Source organism: Neorhizobium populisoli, assembly GCF_019430945.1.
Lineage (GTDB): Bacteria > Pseudomonadota > Alphaproteobacteria > Rhizobiales > Rhizobiaceae > Neorhizobium > Neorhizobium populisoli.
In genome coordinates, this window is the sequence record NZ_JAHYCB010000001.1 from 723,563 (window position 1) to 737,026 (window position 13,464).

Annotated in this window: 14 protein-coding genes; 9 read left to right on the forward strand and 5 right to left on the reverse strand. The window is 59.9% G+C overall.

The window, feature by feature from the left end:
- Positions 1-110: 110 nt before the first annotated feature.
- Both KX729_RS03555 and KX729_RS03560 read right to left on the reverse strand, forming a co-directional pair.
- Positions 111-701, reverse strand: coding sequence for an NUDIX domain-containing protein (locus KX729_RS03555; RefSeq protein WP_219741037.1), 591 nt, complete (start codon positions 699-701; stop codon positions 111-113).
- Positions 698-2,872, reverse strand: a complete 2,175-nt coding sequence (locus KX729_RS03560) for a molybdopterin-containing oxidoreductase family protein (RefSeq protein WP_246617354.1) — start codon at positions 2,870-2,872, stop codon at positions 698-700. The genes KX729_RS03555 and KX729_RS03560 overlap by 4 nt, the downstream gene beginning before the upstream one ends.
- Positions 2,873-2,955: 83 nt before the next feature.
- On the opposite strand from KX729_RS03560, the gene KX729_RS03565 reads away from it, so the two are divergent.
- Entirely contained in the window at positions 2,956-3,804 is an 849-nt protein-coding gene (locus tag KX729_RS03565; RefSeq protein WP_219741039.1) for a 23S rRNA (adenine(2030)-N(6))-methyltransferase RlmJ, read from the forward strand.
- 4 nt (positions 3,805-3,808) lie between these two features.
- Here KX729_RS03565 and KX729_RS03570 read toward each other — a convergent pair whose 3' ends face one another.
- Positions 3,809-4,774: a lysylphosphatidylglycerol synthase domain-containing protein gene (locus KX729_RS03570; protein ID WP_219741040.1), complete on the reverse strand. Its 966-nt coding sequence runs from the start codon at positions 4,772-4,774 to the stop codon at positions 3,809-3,811.
- A 136-nt stretch (positions 4,775-4,910) separates the two neighbouring features.
- Between KX729_RS03570 and KX729_RS03575 the strand changes: the two genes are divergently transcribed.
- Together KX729_RS03575 and KX729_RS03580 are read left to right on the forward strand one after the other, a co-directional pair.
- Positions 4,911-5,591, forward strand: coding sequence for a ribonuclease T2 family protein (locus KX729_RS03575; RefSeq protein ID WP_219741041.1), 681 nt, complete (start codon positions 4,911-4,913; stop codon positions 5,589-5,591).
- Positions 5,592-5,642: 51 nt separating this feature from the next.
- Positions 5,643-6,239: a glutathione S-transferase gene (locus KX729_RS03580; RefSeq protein ID WP_219741042.1), complete on the forward strand. Its 597-nt coding sequence runs from the start codon at positions 5,643-5,645 to the stop codon at positions 6,237-6,239.
- 70 nt (positions 6,240-6,309) lie between these two features.
- Here KX729_RS03580 and KX729_RS03585 read toward each other — a convergent pair whose 3' ends face one another.
- Positions 6,310-6,948, reverse strand: coding sequence for an outer membrane protein (locus KX729_RS03585; protein ID WP_219741043.1), 639 nt, complete (start codon positions 6,946-6,948; stop codon positions 6,310-6,312).
- Between the two features lie 677 nt (positions 6,949-7,625).
- On the opposite strand from KX729_RS03585, the gene uvrC reads away from it, so the two are divergent.
- The 4 genes from uvrC (at position 7,626) to KX729_RS03605 (ending at position 11,426) form a co-directional block, all read left to right on the forward strand.
- Positions 7,626-9,662 (forward strand): excinuclease ABC subunit UvrC, encoded by a 2,037-nt coding sequence (uvrC, locus tag KX729_RS03590; RefSeq protein WP_219741044.1) that lies wholly within the window; start codon positions 7,626-7,628, stop codon positions 9,660-9,662.
- 258 nt (positions 9,663-9,920) lie between these two features.
- Positions 9,921-10,520, forward strand: coding sequence for a CDP-diacylglycerol--glycerol-3-phosphate 3-phosphatidyltransferase (gene pgsA / locus KX729_RS03595; RefSeq protein ID WP_219741045.1), 600 nt, complete (start codon positions 9,921-9,923; stop codon positions 10,518-10,520).
- Positions 10,517-10,774, forward strand: coding sequence for a molybdopterin converting factor subunit 1 (moaD, locus tag KX729_RS03600; protein ID WP_219741046.1), 258 nt, complete (start codon positions 10,517-10,519; stop codon positions 10,772-10,774). The genes pgsA and moaD overlap by 4 nt, the downstream gene beginning before the upstream one ends.
- 190 nt (positions 10,775-10,964) lie before the next feature.
- The gene (locus KX729_RS03605; RefSeq protein WP_219741047.1) at positions 10,965-11,426 is read left to right on the forward strand and encodes a molybdenum cofactor biosynthesis protein MoaE; all 462 of its coding nucleotides are present in this window, start codon (positions 10,965-10,967) and stop codon (positions 11,424-11,426) included.
- On the opposite strand, the gene KX729_RS03610 is transcribed toward KX729_RS03605, so the two are convergent.
- The gene (locus KX729_RS03610; protein ID WP_219741048.1) at positions 11,427-12,323 is read right to left on the reverse strand and encodes a branched-chain amino acid ABC transporter permease; all 897 of its coding nucleotides are present in this window, start codon (positions 12,321-12,323) and stop codon (positions 11,427-11,429) included.
- A gap of 64 nt (positions 12,324-12,387) precedes the next feature.
- On the opposite strand from KX729_RS03610, the gene KX729_RS03615 reads away from it, so the two are divergent.
- The gene (locus tag KX729_RS03615; protein WP_219741049.1) at positions 12,388-12,936 is read left to right on the forward strand and encodes a CGNR zinc finger domain-containing protein; all 549 of its coding nucleotides are present in this window, start codon (positions 12,388-12,390) and stop codon (positions 12,934-12,936) included.
- A complete protein-coding gene (locus KX729_RS03620; RefSeq protein WP_246617356.1) occupies positions 12,933-13,454 on the forward strand; it encodes a hypothetical protein in 522 nt (173 codons plus the stop codon). Before KX729_RS03615 ends, KX729_RS03620 begins: the two co-directional genes overlap by 4 nt.
- The last annotated feature ends 10 nt before the right edge of the window (positions 13,455-13,464 follow it).

Sequence of the window (13,464 nt, forward strand, 5' to 3'; positions counted from 1 at the left end):
GATCTTCTCCTGATTTGTATAGACAACCGCCTAACTGCAGCCGATAGGCCGGATTCGTGACAAGGATGTGAATTCCAGCCGATTAAAGCAACACGGTTCTCGACAACGGCTCAGGCCGACAGCGATGCCCGGTTGATCACCGCCCATTGCAACATGATGATCGTCTTGGCGTCGATGATCTCGCCGCTTTCGATCATGGCAACCGCCGCATCGAGCGGCACTTCCATGACCTCGATATCCTCATGCTCTTCAGCCAGTCCGCCGCCTTCGCTGACGCGGTCGGCAAGATCGATCGGGGCATAGAAGAAATGCACGACTTCCGTCACCGAACCCGGCGAAGTCAGCGCCTTGAACAGGAAACGCACGTCGCGCACGCGGTATCCGGTTTCCTCCATCGCCTCGCGGCGGATCGCCTCTTCCGGTTCGTCGCCATCGAGCAAGCCGGCGGGGACTTCGATCATCCAGGCGGGATCGCCGGTGAGATAGGCCGGCAGGCGGAACTGTTTTGCCAACACGACGATATCGCGCCTGGCATCGTAGAGCAGGATGCAGGCGGCCGGAGTGCGATGGAAGATTTCGCGTTTCAGGCGATGGGTTTCCCCTTTGCGGTCCTGATAGTCGAGTTCGACGCTCGACAACCGCGTCCAGCCCGTCGACAGCGTGGTATCGCTGACGATCCTTGCCCGTTCATTCTGCGTCATGCTGCTTCCTTAGCGGCTTTTTGGGGAACGTCCTGGGCAACTTCCTTCAGAAGCCAGACCTTGTTGTCGTGGACGGCAGCGCCACCGAAGGGAGCTACCGGATCGGCGCCGGTCAGAACGTTGATCCCCTCGCCGTCGAGATGCGCAGAGTTCGGCCAGAGGCCTTCCGCGATCAGCACGCCCGGTTTGGCGCCCGGCACCAGCTTTGCATGCAGGCGGATTTCACCACGACGATTGCCGAGACGGACGATGTCTCCGTCGACGATGCCCATACGCTCAGCATCCGAAGGCTCGATCATCACTTCCGGCCGGCCTTCCTTCTGCATCGAGCTTGGCGTTTCGGCGAAGCTGGAATTCAGGAAGCTGCGCGACGGCGACGTCGCCAGCCGGAAGGGATGCTCCGCATCGACGTTTTCGATCACCGCGACATGGTCGGGGAAGCGGGGCAGTTCGACGTAGGGGCCGAGAGGGCCGACATTGTCCGGCGAGCGATCCGGCGACGGGCCATTCACCCAGTCCGGCGTAAAGCGGAACTTGCCGTCCGGATAACCGAAGCCCTTGATGTAATGGGATGTGTCGAAATCCGGTTGGGCATCGATCCAGCGGTTGGCCTTCAGCTCGTCATAAGTGCCCCAGCCGCTGGCGGTGAGGATCTGGTCGATATGAGTGCGCTCATCGCGACCGAAACCGTCGAAATGGTCGACGCCGAGGCGCTTCGCCAGCTCCTCGATGACGAACAGATTGGTGCGCACCGTCGAAGGCGGCTCAACCAGCTTCGGACCAAGCATGATGTGCTGGTGGCCGCCGGCGCGATAAAGGTCGTCATGTTCGAGGAACATGGTCGCCGGCAGGACGATATCGGCCACCTTGGCCGTGTCGGTCATGAACTGCTCGTGGACGGCGGTGAACAGGTCATCGCGCAAAAAGCCCTGGCGGACGAGGCGCTGTTCCGGCGCGATGTTCATAGGATTGGTGTTCTGGATCAGCAGCGCAGTCACCGGCCCGCGCTGACGAAGTGCCACGGCATCGCCGGTCAAGACGCGGCCGATCTGCGACTGGTCGAGCTGGCGGATGTCCGGATCCATATAAGCGGTGCCCATCAGCTCCGCCTTGTTCAGCCGGAAGATTTCGCCGTTGTTGTGAAAGGCGCCGCCGCCTTCATATTGCCAGGAGCCGAGTACCGTTGCGACGGAGAGTGCGGCATGCATGGCGGCGGTGCCGTTGCGCTGACGGGAAAAGCCGTAGCCGAGGCGGAAGAAGGTCTTTTTTGTCGTGCCGACGAGCTTGGCGAAGGCCTCGATCTCTTCGACCGAAAGGCCGGTAATGGCCGATGCCCATTCCGGCGTGCGGGTGGCGAGATGCGCTTCGAGACCTGCCGGATCGTCGGCGTATTTTGCCATATAGGCGCGGTCGGCATGACCATCGCGGAAGGCGATATGCATGACGGCGCAGGCGAGCGCGGCATCGGTGCCGGGACGCAAGACGATCTTGACGTCCGCCTGCTTCATGGTCGGGTTGTCGTAGATGTCGATGACCACGATCTTGGCGCCGCGCTCCTTGCGGGCCTTCACCGCATGGGTCATCACGTTGACCTGGGTGGCTACCGCATTGGTGCCCCAGATGACGACGCAATCGGACTTTGCCATCTCGCGCGGATCGGGACCGCGTAGCGCGCCGGTGCCCATCACATAACCGGTCCAGGCCATGTTGGTGCAGATCGTACCGAAGAAGCCGGAATATTTCTTGGCGTGGCGCAGGCGCTCGATGGAGTCGCGCTGCACCTGGCCCATCGTGCCGGCATAGAAATACGGCCAGACGGCTTCCGAACCATGCTTCGCTTCGGCCTTGATGAAGGCATCGGCAATCTCGTCGAGCGCGGCCTCCCAGGACACGTCCTGCCAAGAGCCCTCGCCTTTTCGGCCCTTGCGGCGTTGCGGCACCATCAGGCGGCCGGGATGGTAGATGCGCTCGGAATAACGCGCGACCTTGGCGCAGATGACGCCTGCCGTGTAGGTATTGTCGGCAGAGCCGCGCACCCGGCCGATCCTGCCTTCGGCAGTCAGGTCCACATCGAGCGCGCAGGCGGAAGGACAGTCATGAGGACAGACGGTGTGGCCAACGGAATTGTGGCCGACAACGGTCTTCGGGTTGATTTGGGTCGCAACGTTCATGGGTTTTCTATATTGCATGCTTGTGCGCGCAAAAAGCGTCTTTCGCAGCGCATCAATTTAATTCATCCGGAATACAATAAACCATGAACTACCGGCACATCTACCACGCAGGCAACTTCGCCGACGTCCTGAAACACGCAATCCTGGCGCGGCTCGTCCGTTATGCGCAGAACAAGGACAAGGCGTTCCGCGTGCTGGATACCCACGCCGGCATCGGGCTTTACGATCTGTCCTCTGAAGAAGCGCAGAAGACCGGCGAATGGCGCGATGGCATCGGTCGGCTGCTGGAAGCGGAGCTTCCTGAAAAGGTCTCTGAAATTCTGGAACCGTATCTGACCGCAGTTAGGGATTTGAACCCGAATGGCGGCATCCGTCTTTATCCGGGCTCTCCGAAACTTGCCCGCATGCTGTTTCGACCGCAGGACCGGCTTTCGGCGATGGAACTGCATCCGGAAGACTTCAACCGCCTGCATAATCTCTTCGAGGGCGATTATCAGGTGCGCGCCACGGAGCTCGACGGCTGGCTGGCGCTCGGCGCTCATCTGCCGCCGAAGGAAAAGCGCGGCATCGTTCTCGTCGATCCGCCTTTCGAAGAGGATGGCGAATATCAGCGGCTGGTATCGGGGCTTGGCAATGCCTGGAAACGATTCGCCGGCGGCACCTTTTGCCTCTGGTATCCGATCAAGAAGGGCGCGCCGATCAAGGCCTTCCATGAAGAACTGCAGGCGCTGGAAATCCCCAAAATGCTGTGCGCCGAGCTTTCGGTGAAAAGCGATCGCGATGCGACGGGCCTCAGCGGCACAGGCCTGATCATCGTCAACCCGCCCTTCACGCTGAAGGACGAGCTTCATGCTCTATTGCCGGTCCTGAAGACCGTGCTGGCCCAGGATCGCTATGCTTCGCAGCGCGCTTTCTGGCTGCAGGGCGAATAGGCCGTCAGGTTCTTTCCTGCTTGCCCCGCTCCATGTCGGGCAAATGTGCTGCCCGGAAACGCGACCGTTCGAAAATGACGATCACCACCAGCGCCATGGCGAACGGGATCAGCAGGTAGAACAGGCGGAAGACCAGAAGGGCGGCAATCACGTCTGCCGGGTTCATGTCCGGCATGCCCATGACGAAGAGCAGCTCCAGAATGCCGAGCCCGCCCGGCGCGTGCGAGATCAGCGCCGCCGTGAACGAGATCAGGAAGATGCCGAGCACTACGAGATAGCCCGGATTGCCCACTTCAGGCAGCGCGAAATAGATGATGCCGGCTGCGCCAATCAGTTCGATCGGAGCGATGATCAGCTGCGGCAGCACCACTTTCGGCGCCGGATAGAAGATGTTGAGCTTGCCGATCTTCAGCGGCCGAAGCTTAAGGAAGCTGCCGGCGACATAAAGCGCGATGAGGAAGAGAACGAGAAGACCCGTTCCCGTCGACGCCTCGACCGGCACGACGTCGCCGAAACGTTTGGTCAGGTCCGGCTCGATCAGCAGCACCACGCCGATCAGCAGCCAGCTTCCGAGGATGAAGGTGAAAGAGCAGACGGCGATCAGCACGCCGATCTCGGCCGGCGTCAAGCCTTTGGAGGAATAGGCGCGATAACGCACCACCGCGCCCGATACGACCGAGGCGCCGACATTATGTGACAGCGCGTAGGTGGTGAATGAGCAGATGGTGATGAACCACCAATCCACCTTGCGGCCCACATGCATCAGCGCGATGCGGTCATATCCGGCCAGCGCCGCATAAGCGACCAGGGTCGAAAGTCCGGCAAGAATCCAGTGGATCGGTGTGATCGCCGCCAGACTTTCCCACAGGTCATCAAGCGACAGGCCCCGCAATTCCTTGTAGAGAAGCCAGGCCGAAAGCGCTATCGTCAGGCCGCCTATGACCGGCCACAGGTACTTCTTCAATGTCATCCAGTCTCGTCGCTCTCAGCTCCCTGCCCCAATCCAGGCTATCCGGTTTCGGCGCATGAGGTACTCTATTCGTACGGTCTCAGGTTATTCAACCGCCAAGACCGAAAACCAGTTCCGAAGATCGGGATTTATGACAATGGCAGGAAACCTTAAAGCGACCGCTAAGACCTTTTTTGGTGTGGCATTTCTTTTGACTGCGCTCGGGATTTCCGAATCTGCGGCGCAAAGCCGCGGCGGCGATCGTCCGGGCCAGTTCGATTTCTATGTTCTCTCGCTTTCCTGGTCGCCGACCTTCTGCGCCGCGCAGAGCGGGGGCCGCAATGACCAGCAATGCGGCACGGACAAGGATTTCGGCTTCATCGGCCACGGTCTCTGGCCGCAATACGAGCGTGGCTTTCCCGATTCATGCGACACCAACGGCCAGGACCGGGTGCCGCGGGCGCTGGGTGAGCAGCTGTTCGACATCATGCCGTCGATGGGTCTGATAGGCCACGAATGGCGCAAGCATGGCAGCTGCTCGGGCCTGAGCCAGCGCGCCTATTTCTCGCGGCTGCGCGAGGCGTTCCAGAAAGTCCAGATTCCGGCGGATATCGCCAAGGGTGACAAGGCGGTCACGCTTTCCGCAGACCAGATCGAGGAAAAATTCGTTGCGGCCAATCCCGGCCTGAGCCGACGCGGCATCGCGGCAAGCTGCGACGGCAACCAGCTGGAAGAAATCCGCATCTGCCTGACCAAGACGCTGCAGTTCCGCGACTGCGCGGAAATCGACCGCGGCGGCTGCCGAATCGGCCAGATCACCATTCCGCCCGGACGTTGAGTGCGCTCACCCGTTGCGCGGCAGGCACCGAATTTCAGTGAAGGAAATGACATGAAGCTACTCTATTCCCCCGCCTCGCCCTATTCCGCCAAGGTGCGCATGGCCGCCCGCCACCTCGGCATCGAGATCACCGAGGTGAAGACCGATACCAATGCGATGCCGCCTTCGCTGATCGATAACAACCCGCTCGGCAAGATTCCCGTCCTGCTGCGCGGCGACGAACCGCCGATCTACGACAGTATCGCAATCATGCACTTCCTCGACCGCAAGTCGGGCGGGAAGCTCTATCCGAAGAAGGAAGAGAAGCGTACCGAGGCGGAAGTGCTGGAGGCGCTCTGCGACGGTACGATGGATTGCCTTCTGGCGATCGTCTACGAGCGGCGCTCGCGCGACGAGGAAAAGGTCCATCAGCCCTGGATCGACAAGCAATGGGCCAAGGTGGTGCGCAGCCTCGATTATCTGGAAAACAACCTGCCGAAGACCGGCAAGAAGCTGCATGGCGGCCATTTCGCGCTCGCAGCGCTGATCGGTTATCTCGACCTTCGGTTTAACGGCCTGTGGGCCGAGGGACGCCCCGAACTCGCGTCCTGGCCGGACGTGTTCGCCAAACGCTTCGCGGACTATGCTTCGATGAAAGCGGCGGCTTAAAACGTGAGGCACGCAACAAAAAAGCCCGGACGAATTGTCCGGGCTTTTTTGTTCTGTCTTGCTGGCAAGCTTAGAACTTGACGCCGATACCGACCTTGACGCTGTGATCGTCGAAGCCCTTCGAAACCGAACCGGAGTCGAGGCTGTAACGATCCGAGCCGAAATCCGTGTAACGATATTCGACGCGAGCGGTAATGTTGTTGGTGACGAAAGCTTCGGCACCGACACCGACCGTGTAACCGACCGAGGTCTTATCGTCAGACGAGGTGGCATCCTTCAGTTCGTTGTTCTGAAGGGCAACACCGCCCGTACCGTAGATCATGAACGGGTTCAGATCGTAACCGACGCGAGCACGAACCGAGCCGTTCCAGCCTGCATCACCACGGTAACCGCCGAAGCTGGAACCCTTCTGGTCATTCATGCCGACATCGGCTTCAATACCGTAGACAATCGGGCCGGTCTGGAAGTTGTAACCGGTGTAAGCACCGCCACCAAGACCGTTGGCATTGTGGTCGCCACCGCCGAAGCGGCCCCAGTCATAGGCGCCGTAGGCACCGAGGTAGAAACCCTGCCACGTGGCAGCCGGTGCCGGTTCTTCGACAGCGACGGGTGCCTGCGGAATCTGTTCGACGGCGTCAGCGGCATTGGCCGCCGAGATCGCCATGAAGCTGGCTGCCGAGGCCATCAGAGCTGCGATGAGAGTACGCATACATTTTTCTCCTTTTACTGCTGTGCCGAGAATGCGTGCCGCGACAACATTGTTCGCGGCAGTTTGTTCCCTGCCCGCTGGAGACGAATGTGGAGGTCAATTGAGGATTTGAAAGAGCCGAAATGTGAATTGATTGTGGCACACGAAAGGCCAAATTTGGATGTTGCTGTATCGCAACATGTAAATCATTAACCTTACCTAGACCTTAATTTAAATATACACGTTTTTACATTTATAAATTACTTCTTAAACGACAAGACAAAACCCGTCAATACACCTTAATGACTCACACAGGGGCACCGCCGAGGCTCCCGTTTGTCTTGTTTCACAAGAAATGGCGATCCGCCCGACAGATCATCTGTAATTTTTCATCTATGGAAATAAATGGTCTCACATGGGTGTGATGCACTTGTGTGCAGGCAGGCAAGCAGCTTGCCGGATTTCTGCCTCAAACCAGACCCTGCACAATCCGCATACCGGCGAATTTCGCGGATTTCCGGAGCGCTTTGCAAATGGGCAGCAAATCCCTATCTCTGCGCCATGGCCGCGAATTCTGGAATCGGCCCTGCCCTGATATTTTGACAAGCCCCCGATCGCAGGCCCATGGTTCGAATCGGTTTATCGGCATCTTGAGCCGGAAACGGGCCGGCCTATGAGGCCGTGGCGGAGACTAGTGAATGAACGGAACGAAGCTGCCTGACGGCGGCGTTCTCTACGACGAGACTGACGAGGATGACGACGATGCGCCGGTGAGCGACGTCGTCGAAGGCCTTGCTGCGTCCATCGACTGGAATGAAGCGCTCAAGAACGAAAGCGGCCTGAAAGGCGCCGACCTGATCGGCGAATTCGTCAAACACCTACCGAATGCGCCCGGCGTCTACCGCATGTTCAACGAGGCCGGCGACGTCATGTATGTCGGCAAGGCGCGCAGCCTCAAGAAGCGTGTCAGCAACTATGCGCAAGGCCGCCTTCATTCGAACCGCCTCACCCGCATGGTGCGCGAAACGCATCATATGGAATTCGTCACGACGCGGACGGAAACCGAGGCGCTGCTGCTGGAAGCCAACCTGATCAAGCGTTTGCGGCCACGCTTCAACGTGCTTCTGCGCGACGACAAGTCGTTTCCCTATATCATGATCACCGGCGATCACCGGGCGCCCGCCATTTTCAAGCATCGCGGTGCGCGTGCCCGCAAGGGCGATTATTTCGGCCCGTTCGCCTCGGCCGCGGCCGTCGGCCGCACGATCAATTCGCTGCAACGCGCCTTCCTGTTGCGCACCTGCACCGACAGTGTGTTCGAGACCCGCACCCGCCCTTGCCTGCTCTATCAGATCAAGCGCTGTTCCGGGCCCTGCACCCACGAGATCAGTGACGAGGGATATGCAGGGCTGGTTGGTGAAGCGAAGGACTTCCTCTCCGGCAAGAGCCAGAATGTGAAGGCTTCGATAGCGTCACAGATGACGGAAGCCTCCGAAGACCTCGATTTCGAGCGCGCCGCGATCTATCGCGACCGTCTCGCGGCTCTTTCGCATGTGCAGAGTCATCAGGGCATCAACCCGGCTGGCGTCGAGGAGGCGGATATCTTCGCCATCCATCAGGAAGGCGGGATGTCGTGCATCCAGGTGTTCTTCTTCCGCACCGGCCAGAACTGGGGCAACCGCGCCTATTTCCCGAAGGCCGACCCGCAGATGTCCGGCGCCGAAATCCTCAACGCCTTCCTGGCGCAATTCTACGACGACAAGCCGGTGCCGAAGCAAGTCCTGCTGTCGGAAACCGTCGAGGAACAGGAGCTTCTGGCGCAGGCACTGGGTGAAAAGGTCGGGCACAAGGTGACGATCTCCGTGCCGCAGCGGGGCGAGAAAAAAGACCTTGTCGATCACGTGCTCGCCAATGCCCGCGAGGCGCATGGCCGCAAGCTGGCCGAAACCTCCTCGCAGGAACGATTGCTCAAGGGGCTGGCCGAGACCTTCGCGCTGTCCTATGTGCCGCGCCGCATCGAGATCTACGACAACTCGCATATCATGGGCACCAATGCTGTGGGCGGCATGGTGGTTGCGGGGCCGGAAGGTTTCGTGAAGAACCAGTACCGCAAATTCAACATCAAATCGACCGACATCACCCCCGGCGACGACTTCGGGATGATGAAGGAAGTGATGACCCGGCGGTTCTCCCGCCTGCTCAAGGAAGAGGGTCTGCCGAACCGTACCGTTTCGGCGGAAGCGACGGTGGACGACATCAACGATGCCGCCTTCCCCGCATGGCCAGATGTGATCCTGATCGACGGCGGCCAGGGGCAGATGACGGCGGTGCGCGCCATTCTCGACGAACTCGGAATCCGCGAGGTTGTCACGGCAATCGGCGTCGCCAAGGGCGTCGATCGAGAGGCTGGCCGAGAGCGTTTCTTCGCCGACGGTAAAAGCGATTTCTCGCTGCCGCCGCGCGATCCGGTCCTCTATTTCATCCAGCGGATGCGCGACGAAGCCCATCGATTTGCGATCGGCTCCCACCGAGCACGGCGCAAGAAGGAGATGGTCAAGAACCCGCTCGACGAGATTTCGGGCATCGGGCCCGGCCGCAAGCGCAAGCTGCTGCAGCATTTCGGCACGGCCAAGGCGGTATCCCGCGCCGGCCTTACAGATTTGATGGCGGTTGAGGGCATTTCCGAGGCAGTCGCCAAGCAGGTCTATAACCACTTTCATGAAAACCGGGCATGACAGGCATGTTGCCGGCTTGGATAAGGAAAGCGAAACCGCAAGGCTTTTGGGAATGGGTGCTTGTGCTGTTTGTCCTTGGCACCGCCTCAGTTTTATATTGGTTCCCCTGACTGTCACGGTTCTGTTTGCGATTTACGGTTACGAGTGATGGCGGCTTCCCGGTGTTCAGGGCAGCCATAAGCCACAAAAAAGCATTGCGGCCCGGTTGACGCTTCGCCCTCAAGGCATCAACTAGAGGCCAAACATTGGAAGGTCTTCATGGCGTCGCGCGCATACAACATTCCCAATCTCCTGACCTATGCGCGCATTCTGGCGGTGCCGGTGGTCGTTGGATGCTTCTTCGTCGAAGGCCAGCTGGAAAGCTCGGATGTCGCCCGCTGGACGGCGCTGGCAATTTTCGCGGTTGCCTCGATCACCGACTATCTTGACGGTTACCTTGCCCGCATCTGGAACCAGACTTCAAATATCGGCCGGATGCTGGACCCGATCGCCGACAAGCTGCTGGTTGCCGCGGCGCTGCTTCTGCTCGCCGCCGACCAGACAATCGCCGGGTGGTCGCTCTGGGCGGCGATCACTATCCTCTGCCGCGAGATTCTCGTCTCAGGCCTGCGCGAATATCTCGCTGCGCTGAAGGTTTCAGTGCCGGTGACGCGCATCGCAAAATGGAAAACGACAATCCAGATGGTGGCGATCGCCTTCCTGCTCGCCGGTCCTGCCGGCGACAAGCTGATAACCTATCCGGATATGCTCATCACGCATATCGGCATCGCGCTTCTCTGGATCGCCGCAATCCTGACCTTCTATACCGGCTACGACTATTTCAAAGCCGGCGTTAAACACCTGGTGGATGAGGAATGAAGACCAATCTCGTCTATTTCGCCTGGGTGCGCGAACGGATCGGCAAGCCGGAGGAAGAAATCGAGCTTCCGGACAGTGTCGTGACGGTGAGCGATTTGCTGAATCATCTGAAGAGCTTGGGCGAGGAATACGAGAATGCGCTTCAGTTTCCGGATGTCATCCGCGTGGCCATCAATCAGGAACATGTGGAACATGATGAGAGCATCGTCGGCGCGCGCGAAATCGGAATTTTCCCGCCGATGACGGGTGGGTGACGATGGTGGAGGTTGTGCCTCGTCACTACCCCCCTCTGCCCTGCCGGGCATCTCCCCCACAAGGGGGGAGATCGACTCGTAGCTCCGTTTCGCAATTCTCTGACGCCGCTTTAGGAGAGACGCCGGTACGCCTAGCCTATCTCCCCCCTTGTGGGGGAGATGTCCGGCAGGACAGAGGGGTGTGCCTTCAGTGACGACCGTCCCCATCATCCGCGTCCAATCCACCGACTTCGACCTGCAATCCGAAATCGACGCCCTCACAGCCGGCCGTAAAAACATCGGTGCCGTCGTGACTTTCTCCGGCCTCTGCCGTGACGAACAGGGCGCACTTTCCGCACTGGAACTCGAACATTATCCCGGCATGGCCGAAGCGGAAATGCGCCGCATCGGCGAGATCGCCATCGAGCGCTTTTTACTCCTCGGCCTCACTGCCATCCACCGTCACGGCAAAATCCTGCCCGGTGAAAACATAGTGCTGGTCATCGCGACCGCATCGCATCGCCAGGCGGCCTTCGACGGTGCCAATTTCATGATGGATTTCCTGAAGACATCGGCGCCGTTCTGGAAGAAGGAACACGCCGCGGATGGTACGGCCGGAGACTGGATCGCGGCCAAGGATGCCGATGACGCGGCGCGGGACAAGTGGCGCTGACTACGGCACCACCCTCTCCCTTCGGCTCATGACGAGGACCACGACGAGAGCCGACACCACCACCAGTTCCCGCCAGAACAGCGGTCCGTAACCGCCCCAGAGCGTTTCAGCAAATCCGACGACGGCGGCGCCCGCGGCCGAGCGCAGCGGATTGGAATGACCGCCCGCCGCAGCGATCAGGACGACTTTCAGGCCGAACAGCAGGCCGGCGCCGAAATCCATCGTGCCGTAGTGCGAGGTGGCCAGCACGCCGCAGATCGAGGCGAACAGCGCGGCGGAAGCATAGGCCATCACGAAGACCAATGCGGAATTCGTGCCGGAGAGTTCAGCAGCCAATGGATCATCGGCGACAGCGCGCCACATGCGCCCCCAGCGGGTGCGGTCGAGTACGAGAAAGCCGGCGCCGATCATCGCCAGCATCAGCGCAGAGTTGATGAGCTGGATCAACGTCAATGTCACCGGAAAACCGTTGCCGCGCCAGAAGATGATCGGGTCGTTGAGGAAGGGCGGCAGCCAGAGTTCGCGGGTTTCCGAGGCCAGCCGGGCGCCTTCCATCAGCACCATCATCACCCCGAGCGAGGCGACGATGACGGCATTCGGGGAGATGGCCGCGAGCGGACGCATGACAAACTGGCCGACGGCCACGCCCGCGCCGATGCCGCCGGCAAGCGCCACGACGGCGCCGAAGCCGAGCGCTGCCGGCAGAATGAGCCAGAGACTGTCCCAGCCGATATGGGCAAATAGCAAGTAGAGATGGCCGGAAAAGGCGAAGATCGCACCATAGGTGATGTCGGCCCGTTTCGTCACCGCGAAGGCGATCGCGTAACCAAACGCCAGCGTCGCATAAAGCGCCGCCAGCGGAACAGCATTCGCCAGTTGCTGCAGAAAATAGGCCATCGAGACTCCAAACTGGATTTTGAATATAACTGGTCAAAACCATTTTGCCAGTTATAATATCGTCATGACATTTGCCTGGACCCCACATCGTTTTGCCGGAGGCGCGCTGGCGCTGGATGTCGCCAACAGCGTCATTCTGCGCTTTGATCCCGAGCGCAGTATCGACCGCTTTGCCAAGCCGGACCAGCTGGAAGCATTTTTCAAAGCAGCCAAAGAGTTTTCGGCGGAGCGGGATTTATTGGGAGAGCTTCAGCCCGTGCCGGCCAGGAACCAGGGGGCGTTCCTTACTCTGCGGGAAACGATCGACCGCTATTTTCGCGCCCGCGTGCTGGGTAACGATGCGCATGGCCTGCTAGCGGATTTCCTCGAAGCAACCGCCGCAATCCTGCGCAGTGCCGACCGGGGCTCGCTGGAGGCGGCCACCGCCCATTCGGCGCTGCGCCTATTGGCAGACGAAGAAATCTCGCGCCTGAAGATTTGCGGCAATTGCGGCTGGCTGTTCATCGATCGCAGCAAGAACCGCAGCCGCACCTGGTGCGACATGACCGTCTGCGGCAACCGGGTCAAGGCCAATCGCCACTATCACCGACGGAAGAAGGAGGCCGCGTCATGATGTACCGGCTGATGTTGTTCAAGTTTCTTCTGGGCGGCCTCGCCGCGCTGTCCCTTACCGCCTGCCAGCGCGAGGCGAACGAACCGCTCGCCGAGCTTTCCGGACGCATCTTCATCTTCAATTATCGGGTTGCGGCCGCAAGCTATGTCATCACGCTCCGCAGGACGGCACCCTTTCCCGAGGGCGCCTATGCGGAGGCGGAATTCGAGAACCCACAGGGCGGAGCACCGCTGAAGGCACGACAGAACCTCTTTCCGTCGATGGAAAAGATCGTTCTCGAAAGCCCGGATCTGAAATGCGTGAAAAAGGACAAACCTTACGCGGTGAAGATCCGCCTTGTGGGGGAAGGCGAAAAAGCGCTGCAGACGATCGAGACAAGCGTCACGTCGAACATGGATCAGACGGAGATGATGCCCTCGAAGCCGCTTGTGGTCGGGCCGATCTATACACCGAACCCAGAGGTTTTCCATGCGGATGGCAGCGTAGATTACGATAAGGCGGGCAATTGCCCGGCCTAGAAACCGCCGG

Bases quoted from the DNA above. Each gene is read 5' to 3' on its own strand.
- KX729_RS03555 (WP_219741037.1), bottom strand. From the start codon at position 701: ATGACGCAGAATGAACGGGCAAGGATCGTCAGCGATACCACGCTGTCG.
- KX729_RS03560 (WP_246617354.1), bottom strand. From the start codon at position 2,872: ATGAACGTTGCGACCCAAATCAACCCGAAGACCGTTGTCGGCCACAAT.
- KX729_RS03565 (WP_219741039.1), top strand. From the start codon at position 2,956: ATGAACTACCGGCACATCTACCACGCAGGCAACTTCGCCGACGTCCTG.
- KX729_RS03570 (WP_219741040.1), bottom strand. From the start codon at position 4,774: ATGACATTGAAGAAGTACCTGTGGCCGGTCATAGGCGGCCTGACGATA.
- KX729_RS03575 (WP_219741041.1), top strand. From the start codon at position 4,911: ATGGCAGGAAACCTTAAAGCGACCGCTAAGACCTTTTTTGGTGTGGCA.
- KX729_RS03580 (WP_219741042.1), top strand. From the start codon at position 5,643: ATGAAGCTACTCTATTCCCCCGCCTCGCCCTATTCCGCCAAGGTGCGC.
- KX729_RS03585 (WP_219741043.1), bottom strand. From the start codon at position 6,948: ATGCGTACTCTCATCGCAGCTCTGATGGCCTCGGCAGCCAGCTTCATG.
- uvrC (WP_219741044.1), top strand. From the start codon at position 7,626: ATGAACGGAACGAAGCTGCCTGACGGCGGCGTTCTCTACGACGAGACT.
- pgsA (WP_219741045.1), top strand. From the start codon at position 9,921: ATGGCGTCGCGCGCATACAACATTCCCAATCTCCTGACCTATGCGCGC.
- moaD (WP_219741046.1), top strand. From the start codon at position 10,517: ATGAAGACCAATCTCGTCTATTTCGCCTGGGTGCGCGAACGGATCGGC.
- KX729_RS03610 (WP_219741048.1), bottom strand. From the start codon at position 12,323: ATGGCCTATTTTCTGCAGCAACTGGCGAATGCTGTTCCGCTGGCGGCG.
- KX729_RS03615 (WP_219741049.1), top strand. From the start codon at position 12,388: ATGACATTTGCCTGGACCCCACATCGTTTTGCCGGAGGCGCGCTGGCG.
- KX729_RS03620 (WP_246617356.1), top strand. From the start codon at position 12,933: ATGATGTACCGGCTGATGTTGTTCAAGTTTCTTCTGGGCGGCCTCGCC.